This is a genomic window from Parasegetibacter sp. NRK P23 (genome assembly GCF_023721715.1).
GTDB lineage: Bacteria > Bacteroidota > Bacteroidia > Chitinophagales > Chitinophagaceae > Parasegetibacter.
Genome location: NZ_JAMDLG010000001.1, coordinates 2,767,830 through 2,784,523 on the forward strand (window position 1 = coordinate 2,767,830; position 16,694 = coordinate 2,784,523).

Annotated in this window: 14 protein-coding genes; 3 read left to right on the plus strand and 11 right to left on the minus strand. The window is 47.6% G+C overall.

All coding sequences use genetic code 11. The features are described 5' to 3' along the window. Positions 1-389: 389 nt before the first annotated feature. The 3 genes from M4J38_RS11355 to M4J38_RS11365 all read right to left on the minus strand — a co-directional run bounded on the left by M4J38_RS11355 (position 390) and on the right by M4J38_RS11365 (position 3,657). The gene (locus M4J38_RS11355) at positions 390-1,721 is read right to left on the minus strand and encodes a Gfo/Idh/MocA family protein (RefSeq protein ID WP_251759712.1); all 1,332 of its coding nucleotides are present in this window, start codon (positions 1,719-1,721) and stop codon (positions 390-392) included. 89 nt (positions 1,722-1,810) lie between these two features. Continuing rightward, complete coding sequence (locus M4J38_RS11360) at positions 1,811-2,743, minus strand: D-2-hydroxyacid dehydrogenase (RefSeq protein ID WP_251759714.1); 933 nt, start codon at positions 2,741-2,743, stop codon at positions 1,811-1,813. A 257-nt stretch (positions 2,744-3,000) separates the two neighbouring features. After that, positions 3,001-3,657: a porin family protein gene (locus tag M4J38_RS11365; protein ID WP_251759716.1), complete on the minus strand. Its 657-nt coding sequence runs from the start codon at positions 3,655-3,657 to the stop codon at positions 3,001-3,003. 138 nt (positions 3,658-3,795) lie between these two features. Here M4J38_RS11365 and M4J38_RS11370 point away from each other — a divergent pair, with 138 nt between their 5' ends. Then, a complete protein-coding gene (locus tag M4J38_RS11370) occupies positions 3,796-4,134 on the plus strand; it encodes a hypothetical protein (RefSeq protein WP_251759717.1) in 339 nt (112 codons plus the stop codon). A 367-nt stretch (positions 4,135-4,501) separates the two neighbouring features. On the opposite strand, the gene arsB is transcribed toward M4J38_RS11370, so the two are convergent. From arsB to M4J38_RS11390, 4 genes are read right to left on the minus strand one after another with little or no spacing between them, the layout of a single operon-like run. Then, positions 4,502-5,569, minus strand: a complete 1,068-nt coding sequence (arsB, locus tag M4J38_RS11375; protein ID WP_251759719.1) for an ACR3 family arsenite efflux transporter — start codon at positions 5,567-5,569, stop codon at positions 4,502-4,504. Next, positions 5,569-5,985: an arsenate reductase ArsC gene (locus tag M4J38_RS11380; protein WP_251759720.1), complete on the minus strand. Its 417-nt coding sequence runs from the start codon at positions 5,983-5,985 to the stop codon at positions 5,569-5,571. The genes arsB and M4J38_RS11380 overlap by 1 nt, the downstream gene beginning before the upstream one ends. A gap of 14 nt (positions 5,986-5,999) precedes the next feature. Then, on the minus strand, positions 6,000-6,839 hold the full coding sequence (locus M4J38_RS11385) for an arsenite methyltransferase (protein WP_251759722.1): 840 nt from the start codon (positions 6,837-6,839) through the stop codon (positions 6,000-6,002). Between the two features lie 54 nt (positions 6,840-6,893). Continuing rightward, positions 6,894-7,223, minus strand: coding sequence for a helix-turn-helix transcriptional regulator (locus M4J38_RS11390; RefSeq protein WP_251759723.1), 330 nt, complete (start codon positions 7,221-7,223; stop codon positions 6,894-6,896). 303 nt (positions 7,224-7,526) lie between these two features. Here M4J38_RS11390 and M4J38_RS11395 point away from each other — a divergent pair, with 303 nt between their 5' ends. Both M4J38_RS11395 and M4J38_RS11400 read left to right on the plus strand, forming a co-directional pair. Then, entirely contained in the window at positions 7,527-8,117 is a 591-nt protein-coding gene (locus M4J38_RS11395) for a TetR/AcrR family transcriptional regulator (RefSeq protein ID WP_251759724.1), read from the plus strand. A gap of 83 nt (positions 8,118-8,200) precedes the next feature. Continuing rightward, entirely contained in the window at positions 8,201-9,241 is a 1,041-nt protein-coding gene (locus M4J38_RS11400) for an MBL fold metallo-hydrolase (protein WP_251759725.1), read from the plus strand. Between the two features lie 72 nt (positions 9,242-9,313). Here M4J38_RS11400 and M4J38_RS11405 read toward each other — a convergent pair whose 3' ends face one another. Genes M4J38_RS11405 through M4J38_RS11420 form a run of 4 tightly spaced genes read right to left on the minus strand, consistent with a single transcriptional unit; the run spans position 9,314 to position 16,496 of the window. After that, positions 9,314-10,852 carry a RagB/SusD family nutrient uptake outer membrane protein gene (locus M4J38_RS11405; RefSeq protein ID WP_251759726.1) on the minus strand — a complete coding sequence of 513 codons (1,539 nt, stop codon included), beginning with the start codon at positions 10,850-10,852 and terminating at the stop codon, positions 9,314-9,316. A 20-nt stretch (positions 10,853-10,872) separates the two neighbouring features. Further along, complete coding sequence (locus M4J38_RS11410) at positions 10,873-14,274, minus strand: TonB-dependent receptor (RefSeq protein WP_251759727.1); 3,402 nt, start codon at positions 14,272-14,274, stop codon at positions 10,873-10,875. Positions 14,275-14,306: 32 nt separating this feature from the next. Then, positions 14,307-15,173: a hypothetical protein gene (locus tag M4J38_RS11415; protein ID WP_251759728.1), complete on the minus strand. Its 867-nt coding sequence runs from the start codon at positions 15,171-15,173 to the stop codon at positions 14,307-14,309. Between the two features lie 18 nt (positions 15,174-15,191). Next, a complete protein-coding gene (locus M4J38_RS11420) occupies positions 15,192-16,496 on the minus strand; it encodes a YdcF family protein (RefSeq protein WP_251759729.1) in 1,305 nt (434 codons plus the stop codon). Positions 16,497-16,694 lie beyond the last annotated feature (198 nt).

Consider the following 16,694-nt stretch of genomic DNA (forward strand, 5'->3'; position numbering starts at 1 on the left):
GGTGTTTTGCGAGATGAGAAAAATAGCTGAACTGTTGCTGTTTGGAGGATATTTTTCCGCAACGGCCGACGCAACGTTAGCAGTTGATTTAATTTCCTGATCAAAATATATAGTAAGGGTGTGCCTTTTCGCAAGGCACACCCTTATATTTTAGGTAATTCGGGGTGCAACAATCGCAACTATAAAACAAATACTGAGCAAGCCAGCGATTAATCAGTACTCGGTGTCGCCGCACCTGCGAGGTAAGAAGCAGTGCGAGAAAACAATAACGAAACCATATATTCCTCCAACCTGTTAAAACACAAACAACGCTGCGAGGCACGAAGCAGTGCGTCCTTGCTCCCTTGCGCTGCGCAGTGCGAAGCACAAAGCAGTTGCGTGAAAAAAAACTAAACCTCCCTCGAAGCCATCGGTTTCAAACTCGTTAAAGACGCAATCTTCACCGGCATCCCCGTATCAATTGAATTCCGCGCGGCAATCCCCACAAGAATAGACATCGCCCCATCCCTGCTTCCGGCAATCTGTTTCAAAGGATCATTCCCATCAGGTTTGAAAAGCTGTTTGCGCAAACGCACATCTCCTCCCCCGTGCCCGGCCTCAGTATTGGAAACGCGGATGATTTCCCGTTTTCCGAAATTGCTGGTAACCTGTATTTCATCAAACTTTTCAGCTTCCCAGGGTTGGCTTTCCTGAATCCAGGCATCAAGTTTTCCTTTGGTACCGTTAAAGGAGATGCGGTAACCTTCATAAGGAGAATAAGTGGTGAGCGAATAACTCACCTGCACTTTGTTGGCATATCTGATCTGCACCGCCATCTTATCGAAGATGTCGATGTCTTCCCTCCAAACACAGCCATCGCGGTGGTAACCGTCATATTTTTCATTGTCCGCGTACAGTTTTACCAGGCGCGCGCTTTTGTTGATGTCCCAGTAAAACTTACATTCCGATTTGTGTGGGCAGGGTCTGCAATGTGTATGACGGAAAGCGTTGTTTTTACCATAATGCTCCAATGCACCATATGCATATACTTCTTCCGGCTCAGATTGGAGCCACCAGTTCAGCAGGTCAAAATGGTGGGTGGATTTGTGCACCAGCAACGAACCTCCGTTCTTGCGGAGCCGGTGCCAGCGACGGAAATAATCGGCACCATGGTGTACATCGAGGTACCAGTGGAAATCTACGGAAGTAATTTCTCCTATGGCTCCCTCGCGGAGCAGTTCATAAATTTTCTGTCGATGCGGCGAGAAGCGGTAGTTGAAAGTAACGTGTACCTTACGGCCAGTGCGCTTTTCAGCATCCAGGATCAGCTGGCATTTCTTTTCATCGATGGTCATCGGTTTTTCCGTGATGATATCGGCACCGAGCTCCAGTCCGCGTACAATATGTTCATGGTGCACGCCATCCATACTGGTGACGATGAGTAATTCCGGTTTTGTTTCTTTCATCATCTTCTCAAAGTCCGTGAAAGTGGGACATTGCACACCAATCATCTTCCGGCCAGTTTCCACTCTTCCGGGATTGCTGTCGCACAAACCCACGAACTCCACGATATCACCGAATTCTTCCACCACGGAAGAACCCCACATGCTGGTACCACGGTGACCTGTACCTACCATGGCGATCCGTTTTTTCGCGCCTGGAGCGGCCTGTAGAATTTCGGGAACAAGAAGCGTACTTAAGCCGGCTGCACCGGTTTGGTGAAGAAAGTGTCTGCGGTTCATAATGGCAACAATTTATTCGATAAGATAGCCATTAATGAAATACCAGTTTCGTGCGCAGCACGGAAAATTTACGCAAACGTAGCCGGAACCTAATATCCTTTCCGGAGTTGAACCCTGTCTTCCGGATCCTGCCCACTTTCGAAAGAAGAAAAATTCTTCAGGAAATACCGCACAAATCCTTCTTCCTCCCGCTCCTGTCCTCCGCCGGTGTGCTGGGTCAGGATCACGTTGTTCATTTCCCAGAAAGGACTACCCTCCGGCAGCGGTTCCTGTTCCGTAACATCCAACACCGCTCCTGCTAGTCTGCCATCGCGGAGCGCATCCAGCAAAGCGGCTTCGTCAGTAGTATTGCCACGGCCCACATTCGCATATACGGCACCGGGTTTCATGGCACGGATAAAGCTTTCTGAAACATATTTATCCGCTGAACCGGGCAAAGTATTGATAATAATATCAATCACGGGAAGAATTTCAAATACGGCTTTTTCAGCCACAATATCAGCGACGGGATTACTTCTGGCAGCCATAAGTACTTCGGCCCCAAAGCCCAGCAACTGCTGTTTCACCAATAAACCAATATTACCAGCTCCCAGCACAAGCACACGGCTATTACCCAGCAACTTTAAATCAGGCCTTATCATTTTTGATTTCCAGTTCCTGGATTGCTGCAACCGCGTAAGTTCGTGTATGCCTCTTAAAAAAGCCAGCACGCCGCCCACAATTGTTTCGGCACAGGGGCGCGCAAAGAAATCACCCATATTGCAAACCACCGCGTTTAATTCAAGTGTATCGTATTGATTGAATCCGGCAGAACTCAGTTGCCAGAAACGCAGTGCCGGCAAGGGGCGGGAGAACCACTCCACCGGCGGATTCCCTAAGAGCGCATCAGCATCCTGGAAGGCATCCAGCGCTTGTTCATAGGAAAGTTCTTTCGCGAAAGAAACAGCATGTTCCTCGGGGAGTTGTTGTAATAGCAACGCTTTTGCTGAAGCGGTAAGCTCAGGGTAAACAAATAGTTTCATGGAAGCATTTTGGTAAATGTACGGCTTTAGGGGAGGTTTCACGCAATTGCTTTGTGCTACGCACTTCGCAACGCACTGCTTCGTACCTCGCAGGAGCAAGGACGCGAAGAGCGGTTCAGGCGCTGCTCGTAATGAAAGAATTTCCATATCGATGCAGTAGTGCTGCACATAAAATATTTGGTTGTTGGGCAGCAAAAAAAGAAACGGCGCGTCATTGTTGAGGCGCCGTTCTGTGGTATATAGAAAATAATGGGTGCTTACTTATCGGGAACCACTGTTCCAAGCGGGAAAGTAACGCCAACGTTCACACCGATATTGCGTGTAGCGTTAAATGAGTTGGGTGTTTCGGACATATCCACCAATCCATTCTGGTAGTTAAGGTCCACGTTAAGCCAGGTATTTTTTTTGAGGCGATAGTTTAATCCGGCTCCGGCAACAAATCCAAAATCAAAACTTTTTAATACATCTTTGGTATCTCCTTCAATGGTGTTTGTTGTGCTGCCCGAAGTATTCTCCAGTTTCGTTTTACCACCGAGCAGGAAACCCAGTGACGGGCCTGCATACAACTTAGGACGCACCCTGTCGCCGTATTCTCCGAAGAAATAGTAGGCTTTGAAAGGCACACGCAAAAAAGTAGCGTTCATTTTGTATTCGGAAGAAGCGTTGCCGTTTTCCGTTTTCGTGCGTACGCCTTCCAGGAAAGAAGCCCGGATATCTGCGCCTACGCCCCAGTGGGAAACAAAGCTATACACCAGGGTTCCGCCCACGTTCACGGAAGGTTTGAACTTCACGTTTTCAAATCCGGTCATCCAGGAATGACCAACGCCGATGGTTGGGCCAAATGATAAATTCTGTGCTGAAACACCTTGCATTGTGGCGGCCAAAACCAGGCAGGCCAATAACATCTTTTTCATCTTCAATTCATTTTAAGGTTACTGAAAACCAGCGAGTAGTCTTCGAAATTAATTTCCGTCTCAGGTTTTTAAAAAACCGTGCCAACTTCCTTTTTCATTTCCACACGGGGATGCTTACATTTGTAAAAACGATGTAACATGACGAACTTCTTGTACTGCCATGACCCACTCGATGAGAATGTAGGAGAATACCTGCTGCATATACAAGACCCTAATGCACTGATCAAAGTAATTGCGCTGGAAGAAGAAGCGCCGGTAGAAAGCGATGAATTCGTTTCGAAGATTTATGAATTCGCTTTTGATGAAGATGAAGTGGAAGAATACCAGCTCATCTTTACACCCATCGGTTCCAGGAGCCAGTTGGTTCCCGCGTCTACCGAAGATGAAAAACTCGCCGTGCTGGATGCCGCCTGGGAATACTGGGTTGGCATTATGGAACAGGAAGGTGAAGAGTATGATGAGGATATTTCTTTTTAAGATTTTCACGCAACTGCTTTGTGCAGTGCAAAGAAGCTAAGACGCGAAGGTGCGCCGGTTGCTGCATCGCACATATCGAATGCGAAGATTTGTTGATACGGAATGATGTTGCGGAGCACCTTAGTGAAGTTCATTTAAAAAAAGGAGAGGGAGTATAAGTTGATACAATCTCTCCTTTTTCCGTTCCAGCTTTCAGTAACGAATTTAGTTTGCTTTTCAGAAATCAATGATTGATCATAAAAAGTAAACGCTTATTGAATGAATGAAAGCGAATTTGAAAAACGCTCATATACAATCTTAGAATACATATCTTAATCATTTAAATCAGGTATAAACGATTAAGAAAAGTTCCTGGGCCATCATGAAATCAACTGCGATAGCATTTCTTTCTCAACCAGAAGGCTACATTTACCAATGCGATCAAAGCAGGCACTTCCACGAGCGGGCCTATCACTCCGGCGAAAGCCTGCCCGGAATTGATTCCGAATACACCGATGGCCACCGCGATCGCCAATTCGAAATTATTACCGGCAGCCGTAAAGGAGATGGCGGCATTCTGTCCATAATCAGCACCAAGCCTTTTGCCAAGCAGAAAACTCACAAGGAACATAATGGCAAAATAAATGACCAGCGGCACAGCAATTCGGAATACATCCAAAGGAATCTGAATGATAAGCGCTCCCTTCAGACTGAACATGACCACGATGGTGAAAAGAAGCGCCACTAATGTGATGGGGGAGACCATGGGAATAAACCTGTTCTTATACCATTCCTCCCCTTTCCATTTCAGTAGAGAATAACGGGTAACAATTCCTGCCAGGAAAGGAATACCGAGGTATATACCCACGCTCTCCGCGATTTCTTTCATCGTGATTTGCACATCGATCCCTGTATAACCAAGTAAAGGTGGTAAAACGGTTATAAATACATACGCGTAAACACTGTAAAGCAATACCTGGAAAATGCTGTTCAGCGCCACCAGTCCTGCGGCGTATTCGCGGTTACCATCAGCGAGTTCGTTCCATACGATCACCATCGCGATACAGCGCGCAAGTCCGATCAGGATAAGTCCCACCATGTACTCCGGATAATCGTGGAGAAACAGGATGGAAAGCACGAACATCAGTATCGGACCAATTACCCAGTTGAGTAAAAGTGAAGCGCCTAATACTTTGGTATTGCGAAAGACTTTACCAATCTGTTCATACCGAACTTTGGCCAATGGCGGGAACATCATCAGGATCAGCCCGATAGCGAGGGGAATATTCGTGGTTCCCGAAGATGCAGCCTGAATCATTTCCGGGACTTCCGGCCACCAATTGCCCAATGCGACCCCTGCGGCCATGGCCAGGAATATCCAGAGCGTAAGGTAACGGTCAAGAAAAGAAAGGCGCCTGCGTTCGTGCGCGGGCGCACAGGTGGAAGTTGCAGCCATCAGTTCAGGTTTTGCTCAATAAAATCTTTACTGTACGTTTTGATCATTGCTCTTACCGCACGAAACTGCGCCATGATTTCTTCTTCCGTGCCCGTGGCTTTGGCCGGATCGGGGAAATTGTAATGAAACTTCTGCGCGGAAGAAGGAAAGTAAGGACAACGTTCACGTGCGTTATCGCACACGGTTATCACGAAATCGAAATCCATTTCGCGGTATTCCTCCATATTATTAGACGTATGTCCGGAGATATCGATCCCATCTTCCTTCATCGTGGCGATGGCACGTGAATTCACGCCATGTGTTTCCACGCCGGCGCTGTAAACTTCAGCCCTTCCATTCGCAAAATAACGGAGATACCCTTCGGCGATCTGGCTCCGGCAACTGTTACCGGTACACAATACTAAAATCCTTTTCATGTTTTGTTGGTTTATTAATTACAGCAGCCGGGTGCGCAACATGGTGCTTCGGCGGGCTTTTGTGCGTAAACAGTGATACTGAAAATACCGGTTTGGGAATTTTTGAAAGTATGAAGTTGTTCCGGCGTGAGGTAACCAGAAAGAATATCATCAGGAATGGTGATCTTTTTTTCTTTCTGAATTTTGATACCGGTGAAACCATTGTTCTCTATCAACTGCAAATATTCAGACTTCTGAATAGCACCGGAAACACATCCCGCATACATTTCAGCAGCTTCCCGGATTTCAGCGGGCAATGCTCCTTCCAACACGATATCGGAAATGCTAAAATGACCGCCAGCTTTCAGTACACGAAAAACTTCCTTGAAAACACCATCCTTATTGGGTACAAGGTTCAGCACGCAGTTGCTCACCACCACGTCAGCTACATTTGAAGTAACCGGCATGTTTTCAATATCGCCCTGACGGAATTCCACATTATTGAAGCCGCGGGTTTCCGCGTTTGCTCTTGCGCGTTCTATCATGGCAGGCGTAAAATCGATACCAATTACTTTACCGTTCTCTCCTGTTTCATGCCGGGCAACGAAGCAATCGTTGCCTGCACCGCTCCCCAGGTCGATCACGGTATCCCCGGGTTTGATTCCCGCAAACTGTGTTGGGAGTCCGCAACCTAACCCAAGATCCGCATCTGGATGATACCCTTCAATAGCAGCATAATCGTCGCTCATAATATTGTATACTTCGGTGGAGCAGCCGCCGGCACCGCAGCAGGAAGCCGCATTGGTGTCTTTATCCTGTGCGGCGATCTCGGTATATTTTTGCCGCACCATTTCTTTGGTAGTGTCGTGTGACATGGTTTTTGTTTTATTGTATTATTGCAATATTGCGATAATTAGAATTAAAAAAAATCAGCAGCAATTGCCGTTCAGTGTTACATCAGCAAAGAAACTGCTAAACAGTTCCCGGTATTCGTTCCATACTTTGGGGTTGATGCAATAGCAAACGCTTACGCCTTCAATTGTTCCCTGGATCAGCCCCGCGTTTTTCAGTTCTTTGAGGTGCTGGGAAGTTGTGGCTTGTGCGAGTCCGAGTTCATCCACCAGATCACCGCAAACGCAGGCATTTTTTCTCACGAGGTACTGGAGGATAGCGATACGTGCGGGATGCCCCAGGGCCTTGGCCATGGAGGCGATTTCATTTTGCTTTTTGGTGAAGAGATCTGTTTTCGTAATTCCCATATCGCAATATTACGATGAATTTTAAATAAGAGAGAATTTTTTTTACCCGTTTTACCCGTTTTACCCGTTTTACCCGTTTTACCCGTTTTACCCGTTTTACCCGTTTTACCCGTTTTACCCGTTTCGCGACTAACGCCGCGCAACAGGTAAAACTGCCACCTGCACGGTTACCATCAACCCAATTTCATTCAAAGGTTCCATAAAGTAGTTGAAGAGATCATTCTATAGAGCTAAATCAACCTCATTCTATAACCGTTCATCCAAATAAATAAATAGTTCAAGTTTTTAAACTAGTTTTACTGAGTGATTACTCAATCAAACATATCCGATAAAAGAAAAGAGTTGCTCGCAGCCGCCCTGAAGCTCTTCGTGGAAAATGGATTCCACGGTACCCCAACAAGCAGTATCGCGAAAGAAGCCGGCGTGGCCCACGGCACCTTATTCCACTATTTCAAAACAAAAGATGAATTGGTGATAGCTCTTTACATCAGTATCAAACAGGAAATGGGCACCTGCTCAGCACCCTTTCTTGAAAAGGACATCGGGCTGAAAGAAAAAGTAATGGGGATTTTCACCGCTTCTATTGAATGGGGACTGAAACACAGGAATGAATTTCAGTTTATAGAACAATTCCACCACTCCCCATTCCTGAAAATGGTGCCGACCGCTGAAATTCAGGAACAAGGGAAACCAGCACTTGACCTGCTGAAAAAAGGTATTAAGGAAAAGATTCTTAAACCTATGGATGTTGACTTTATGATCACCATCGTGATGAGCCAGCTTTTCGGATTATATAAATACCTCATCCAAACCAACCTATCCAGGAAAAAACAACAAGCCCTGATTGAAGAGACCGTACATCTTCTATGGGATATGATCAGCACAGGAAAATGAAAAAAACAATTAAAATACTTAAACGCATGTTAGTTTGGTGCTTAGCAATTGTCGTAGGCCTCTTTATCGCCGGTTACTTTTTTATGCAACAACCGGTTTTCGGAAAGGCACCCGAAGGCGCAAGATTGGAAAGGATAAAAAAATCGCCCAATTATAAGGATGGCGCATTTCAGAACATCAGCCATACTCCGGCGCTTACCGAAGGCGCAAGTTATTTCGCCGTACTAAAGGAGTTTCTTTTTGAGAGAAAAAACAATGGCACCCCCAAAGACAGTTTGCCATCCGTAAAAACGAACCTTCATACACTTCCGCCACAGCAAAACACGATCATCTGGTTCGGACATTCCTCCTATTTTATGCAGATAGACGGTAAGAAAATACTGGTTGATCCTGTATTCAGCGGCAACGCATCGCCACTTAGCTTTACTACAAAAAGTTTTAAAGGCGCCGACATCTATTCCGCGGAGGATATTCCTGCCATCGACTACCTTTTCATTACCCACGACCACTATGACCACCTCGATTACAAAACCATACTGGCATTAAAAAATAAAGTAAACAAAGTAATCACCGGACTAGGCACCGCAGCACACCTTGAATACTGGGGCTATGATCCGGAAAAGATCATCGAAGAAGACTGGAGCACTACGGTCCCACTGGACCCCGGATTTGAAGTAACGCTATTGCCCGCAAGGCATTTCTCCGGCAGGGGATTCAAAAGGAACGGTGCGTTATGGGTTTCATTTGCGCTGAAAACTCCCACTCAAAAAATTTACATGGGCGGCGATAGCGGATTCGATACCCACTTTCATGCCATCGGAAAACAATTTGGACCATTCGATATCGCCATTCTGGAGTGCGGGCAATACGATAAAAGCTGGAAATACATCCACATGATGCCCGAAGAAGTAGCGCAGGCAGCACTTGACCTTAAAGCCAAAGTACTGTTCCCTGTGCACTGGAGTAAGTTTCAACTTGGTAACCACGCCTGGGATGATCCGATTGTGAGGGTCACCACTAAAAGCAGGCAACTAGGTTTACCTATTGTTACGCCATTGATCGGAGAACCACTATTTCCCGGTGACAGTATCCGGGAAAATGCCTGGTGGGAAGCATTGAAATAAATATTCACCTCACGATCAGAAAATAAAAACCCCGATGTGCGCCGGGGTTTTTATTTTAATTAACTGTTCTCCTTACTCATAACCGGGATTCTGGTACATTTTCTCCGGATCAAGTTTGTTTTCGTCGAGTGGAATCGGGAAGTAATAATCCTTGGTTCCGATATTGCTCAATGGTGAATTGTTATAATCCGCCTGGCTCTTCTGTTTAAAGTAGGCCACCAGTTGTTCAGGGGTGAAAAAACGAACCAGGTCGTGCCAGCGGTGGTGCTCAAAAGCCAACTCCATCCTGCGTTCATGAAGGATGGCCAGTTTCAGTGTAGGGAACTTAGCTTTATATCCGGCATCGCCCTGCATAGCGGTATAACCCGGCAGGCCCGCTCGTGAACGAACCATATCAAGGTACACAATGGCATTTGCTTCATCGTTCAGAAGCATGGATACCTCGGCCAGACAAAGAACCACATCTGCATAACGCATCAGTATCCAATCATTACCGCCTCTTCCGAGGTTGCTGGCGGCCGCACTTGCGTCTCTGAATTTGGTAATGTAATTATTCTGAACAGAAGGATGCGCGGCATATTTGAAAGTAAAATTCTTCCGAATATCATTTGCTTCAAATTCCTTCACCAGGTCGAGTGTTGGTGCGCGACCGGTTCCCGTAGAAACAAACAACGAGTTCGTGTTCTCACCAGTAGCCTGGTTGTTGCGCGCGATCGCGGAAGAATAGGTAGGATCACCTTGCTTATAGGATATCTGCCAAATGATCTCTGGATTGGTAGCTTCTTTCGCAACATCAAAAACATCGGCGAAAGGGATATCCGACAGTTTCGCGAATGTCTTCTGATTGTAACACGCCATCAGGTAATTCTTCGCATTGTTCAGGTTAGCCGTGGCATTCGCCGCGTCTACACCTGATGCGGCGGCGGTAAGGTAAGCTTTGCCCAGCATGGCGTTCGCGGCCTGAAGTGATGCGCGCCCTTTTCCCGATGCGGGCTGAATCACAGGCAGGTTACTTTCTGTAACATCTTTCAGGTCGGTGAATATCTGCGCATACACTTCTTCCCGCTTGCGGCGATAGGTAAGTGCTTCCACCTGTTCCGGATTGGTAAGTCTTTCTGTTACTACCGGCACATCTCCAAACTCACGAACCAGCATAAAATACATCACTGCACGGATGAACTTCATCTCGGCGATATACTGGGTTTTGGTGGACTCGTTGGCGAACGAAATCTTATCAATCTGGGAAAGCACCACGTTTGCCCGCACAATCGGGTTGTACAATGCCACCCAGTGGTTGTAGAGATAAGGATTGATGGGCGCCAGCGCGAATGCGGTAAACTGGAAGGGGTCGCCACTGTTCGACTGATTATCCGTACTGTTGTAGTCATCTGAACGGTCATCTGTCCAAAGTATAGCTTCTTCCCCGATGCAGTTGGAACTTCTCAATGCCTCGTAAGCGCCATTCACCGCCAGGGCCACATCCGCCTCCGTGTTCATGCCCTGCTCAATGTTTACAGAGTTGGGGGAACTTTGTTCCATGAATGATTTCTTGCAGGAAGTGATCCCTGTTATAAAGATCACCGCCACCACCGGAATGAATTTATTTTTCATTTGCTGAAATTTATTAGTGATTAAAAAGCCATACGAACACCACAATTGAAAGCCCGTACCAGTGGGTATTTACCATAGTCCACGCCGGGCGTAAGGTTACTTCCGTTGTTGTAATCCACTTCAGGATTATAACCCAGGTAATTGGTAATGGTGAACGCGTTATCAATGCCACCGTAAATACGAACGCTGCTCAGGCCGGCTTTTTTCAGTCCCTGCCGCACCGGCATATTAAAGCCGATGGTGATATTGGTGCAACGGAAATAAGTTCCATCCTGCAGGTAGTAATCAGACAACCTGGTGCTGTTGCTCTGCGTTCCACCCCTTGAAGCCCTGTAATCATGACCGTTGCCGGGTTCAGCCTCACTCCTGTACCTGTTTACAAGCACTTTATACTGGTTACCCGATCCTTCCATGTTGCGGATATAATAATCCTGTCCGTCCAGCACCTCGTTGCCGTGCGATCCGTTAAAAGACGCACTCAGGTCGAAATGTTTATAATTGAAACTAAGGTTAAAGCCGTAGGTAAAATCCGGATAGGGAGAACCGATCACATCTTTATCCGCATCCGTTACCACACCATCACCGTTCACATCCACGAAATAAAGATCACCGGGAGCGAGCGGCGTGCTGGAAGCATTGGAACGTGCCGGTCCTTTCAGTACATAGCCTTTGGGGAAAGCGTTGTTGTTGGCCCTGTAAACGGCATCATCGGCGGCGATGTTGGCCATATCGCTTTCGCGGACCATCCCCGCCACACGGAAACCATAGAACATACCGATACTGTTGCCTTCACGCGTTACGTGTGTGGTGTAAGAACGTTCCGCACCGGCATTATACAGAGCGCTGGCGCCATCCAGGCTTTTTACTTCGTTCCGGTTGGCGGTGATGTTGCCGCTGAAGTTGAAAGAGAAATCTTTTTTACGGATCACCTTCGCATCCACCTGCAGGTCGAAACCGTGGTTGCGGATGTCGGAATTTTTCAGGTTGGTCAGCACCGTTCTGGCCCCACTGATCGCGGACACGCTTTTTCCATAGAGCAGGTTGAAGGAACGGCCCACATAGTAGTTGAAGATCGCGCCGATCCTGCCATTCAGCAAAGTAACATCTGTGCCGATATTGTACTGGGAAGTAGATTCCCAGCCAAGTTTATCATCCGTGATGCCCTGCGCCCAGATCGCGGTGAGAATATTCTCGCCGATCACGGTACCTCCTGGCTGCGCAAGAAGCTGCTCATAACGGTAGTTCCCGATATTATTGTTGCCGCTCAACCCCCAGCTTGCACGCAACTTCAGGGTTGAACCCGCGCCCAGCCAGTTGTTGTAGAAAGATTCGTTTGAGATATTCCATCCTCCGGAAACAGAAGGGAAGGTACCAAACCTGTTCTGCGGACCGAACCTGGAAGAGCCGTCGGCACGGATGGAAGCGGAAGCGAAGTAGCGGTCATCGAAATTATACATCACCCTGGAGAAATAAGATACCAGTGTGGTCACGGCTTTACCGGTATTGTCCTGTAACAGGAAACTGCCGGCTGCCGCGCCCTGGGCCGTGATCTCCGGCACCAGGTCGTTGCTGAAGTTCCTGGCTTCCACGCTTACGATATCACTGGTGGTTTCCTGTGCGGAATAGCCGGCCAGCGCATTGATATGGTGTTTACCAAATTGCTTCTGATAATTCAGTGTGAATTCAGCGAGCCTGTCCAGGGTATTGATGGTTTGGGCAGAAGCCCTCGCCGCGGCGATCGCGGCGGCTGAACCGGGAGGATTCACCCCACTGCTTAAAGTGGTGGGATAAAAGTACTCATACTTTTCATTGTAAGTCTGTAAGCCGAGGTTCACCTTGGCAGACAAATCAGGAAGGATCTTGTATACCGCGTTCCCGTTATAGGTGCCGCGGATTCCTTTGCGTGTGATATTTACTTTCTGGGCGAGCGCCACGGGGTTTTCGATAGTCTGGAAAGCGTACTGGTAACCATCCGTCCTTTCAGAGGCCCTGCCGAGTTGCAAAGAGCCGTCGGTATTGTATACCGGGAAAATCGGCATCATCACCAGGGCGCCCAATATCGGTCCCTGGTTAAAGCGGCCTTCCTGCACTTCACGGCCATCGGTATTGGTGAACGCCATGCTGGCACCTACCGACAATTTCTTATTTACTTCGGCATCCACATTCGCGCGGAAATTGATCCTTTTCTGAAAAGTGGCCGTAATGATACCGGGCTGGTCCTGGTAACCGCCACTCAGTGCATACCTTACCCCATCCTTTCCACCTGAAAAAGAAAGATTGTGCCTTTGCACCAGCGCACTCCTGTACAATGCGTCCTGCCAGTCGGTATTGAATTCCGGCTGAATCATTTTCTGGTTGGCGAAATCGTAAATGGACTTCAGGATCGTGCTGGAATTGCCGCCGCCTTTGGCGATACGCGTAGCGTTGTCATCGGAATAAAACGCATCGTTCCAGGTAACACCATTAGCGATGAGCGTATTCTTGTAGTTGCCGTTCCTTCCATCAATGAACATCTGCGCGAATTCAGCGCCATTCATCAATTCAACCTTTTTCGCCAATTGATGAACTCCCAGTTGATAATGGTATTCCAATCTTCCTTTGCCCAACTTGCCCCTTTTGGTGGTAATCAGCACCACGCCGGCAGCGGCGCGTGAACCGTAAATGGCCGCGGAAGCCGCATCCTTCAATACTTCTATCGACTCAATATCATCAGGATTGATGAAGATATCGTTGCCATTGGTATTCGGGTTAAACCCGCCTGTTCCAGTACCGCCATTGCCAGGACCCGCGCTCTGGTTTCCTCCTACAGCGTATCCGTCAATCACATACAATGGTTCAGAACTCGCATTGATAGAACCGATGCCCCGAACACGAATCTTCGCACCCGCATTTGGAGCGCCGCTCACCTGCGATACCTGCACGCCCGCCACTTTACCCACCAGTGCCTGACTAAGCGTTGGCGTGGAAAGGTTCAACTCATTCGCTTTAACACTGGAAACCGCTCCCGTTAAATCTGACTTACGCAGTTTCTGGTACCCGATAGACACCACCTCATCCAGCGCCTGAATATCTTCCTTCAATACAATGTTTAAAGTATCACTTCCGGACACTTTCACTTCTTTAGGAGAAAAGCCAGCGGAACTCAGCACTAGTACCGCGCCTTCTTCCACATTGATCACAAAGTGGCCCTCGCTATCAGTCACCACAACGTTAGAACCATTTTTAACGGCAACGCTCACACCGGGAAGCGGATTACCTTTTTCATCGGTTACTTTACCCGACACTTTCACCAGGGCCTGAACAACAACCGAAGTGTGTTCCGCGCCAGCCATTACCGTTACGGGCCGGCACAGCAGGAACGTGCCGGTAAGCAGTGCCCCTGCACAGAGGGAAGTACGCTTCAGCATTTTTACAGGTAGCATTTCTTGCATGTTTTATTTGTATTTTTTGTTTATCAATAATCAGTGAGCCGCATTTTACTCACATTGTTTTTCCTGGAAGAAGTAACCGCGAAACCATTTTCCGCGTTAATGAACGCGAAGCCTTCTAGTTCATCCGCGCGATCAGTTTCCACCACACCCGTTATCTGCGCGGTTCCTTTTTCTATGGAGGAAGCCAGGTCTACAAAACTCAGTCTCCATCTTTTGCCCTCGATCTGGTTCTGAATGAGTACAAGCTTGTTTTTCCCCGGAATCCAATGAAGGTTCTGCACCCATGCGGGGCATGTGAACTTTTTGTACAATACTCCTTTCTCTTTGGTGGAACGCGCTCTACGGAGTAATTCAGGATCGTAAAGTCTTACTTCATTTCCTTTATTCCCATAATCCGCCGTAGCCACATACCATTTGTTGCGGTAAGGAACATATTCCGGCCTGGTGCCTTGAATGCAGGCATCGTCTTCTATAATATTCAAAAGATTACCGTCGAGCGTACCGGTTTTTTGTAACCCATCCCAGTTAACATGGTAAATCACCGCCCGCCAGAGCGTACCTTCTTTGTTCAGCCGGATACTATTCCCTATGAATACCGGCATATCATCATGATCCGCCAGTCCCGTTGGATGATTGATCACATCCGTATCGTTCAGGGTAAGTTTCAGCTCTTTCCCAACACGTTCCAGGCTATCTCCCATTACACGGAACTCGCGGATCATGCCGATTTCCCGGTCGCCGTAAAGAAAAACACGGTTCCCTTGTATAGAAATTCCCTGACAGGCCCCGAGTGAATCAACCGAAAAAGAATGCGTAATAAAGCCTTTCGGCTCCTTATGGTCGATGCAAAGCAGTGAGGTTACCAATAAAAAAGCAGACAGTATTTTCATCTGAAGATCATTTTAAATTCAGGGATCCATTGGTTCGGAAGGATTGATGTGCAGCGCCGCCATCAAAGGATAGAACTCCAGCTCCGTTTCGCTTAAACGCTTTCCGGTTTTATACGGAACGGCTTTCAGCTCACGCATACACCGCTCCGGCAGCGTTCTTTCAATCATACTACTTTGCCCCCGCGTGGTGCAGGTAAGCGCGACATTATCGAACGGAAAACCATACCTGTACATCAGCCTGGCCGCATTGCGCATATTCGTGGTAGTATGCCGCGCGTGCGGTTCAATAATCACGGCATCGGAAGGCACCCCAAGTTTCTCAACCAGGTATTTCTTCATTTCCGTAGCCTCGCAATATTTTGTTTTATAGGGATGTACCCTTCCGCCGGAAGGCATAATAAACGGTGCGTATCCTTTTGCGTACAACCTTGCGGCCAGCCGGCAGCGCAACATGCCCTCCGCGCTGAGTGGAACGGCGGGATCATCAGGGCCGGCTCCAGGTACAAGGATAACCGAGTAGTTGTATTGCTCCCAACGCACCGTGGTTACCTTTTTTACCGCGGCAGCGTTCTCTCCTTTTTCCATCGGTTCAAAATCAGCCGCCTGCTCCCGTTCATTCATTTCAATAAAACGGAGTGAAAAAGCCAGCGGAGCTTCAAAAAACAAATCAAGCTCATCCCGCTGGGCAACTACAAGAGAGACGGTATTGTATAAAAGTGAGGTATACCCGGCATTATAGCGGGCGCCCGTTTTTTTATCCCAGGTATTAAAAGCAATGGAATCAATCAGCGGATAATTGGGCTTATCACCACCCGCGTATACGCCGATGGACCAATTCACGCCATACGCGTCCTGCTCCCATGCTTTCACCAGCATTTCAACTGGAGCGTCTTGGCTAAAACGAATATAAGTACCGGAAGGCAGGAGGTGCTCCTTCACAAGCTTATCCAACGCATTACCGGGCGCATACAAAGCCCGGATCCGATCACTTACAAGTTTTATAGCTGAGGAATCAAACTTCATGCGTTGAACATAACAGGTACCATCGCGCCCGCAATGCTGAAGCGCTGCAGCCAGCGTATCAAAACGCTGCTGTGTAAGCTGCCGGAAAACGGCATCTTTAACCAATAAGTTTCTTGCTTCGGGAAGATTCGCCAGGAGGGTAAGGAGGTAATAATTTTTAGCCTGAACAACACTTTTTCCGATGATAAATTTATAAGTCACCTTGGGGCCAGGTTCAACGGAACGAAGCGCGGAGAAAGCAATAAAAAGCAGGGCGCACAAAGCGGGAACCACTTTGCGCACGGTTACAGCAGCACGCATAAAATTTTGATTGATGCCACAAAGCTAGGCGCCAATAAAATGTTAAATGCCACTTCTGAAACAGGTAACGATATGGTATTCTTTACATCACGATTTAATAATGTTCCGGTAACAGAACGGTTATTAAACAGCTGTAAATACGGTGAAAACACCGAAGTCACAATGATACCATCTTCCGAAAAAGACTTAAATTCGCAG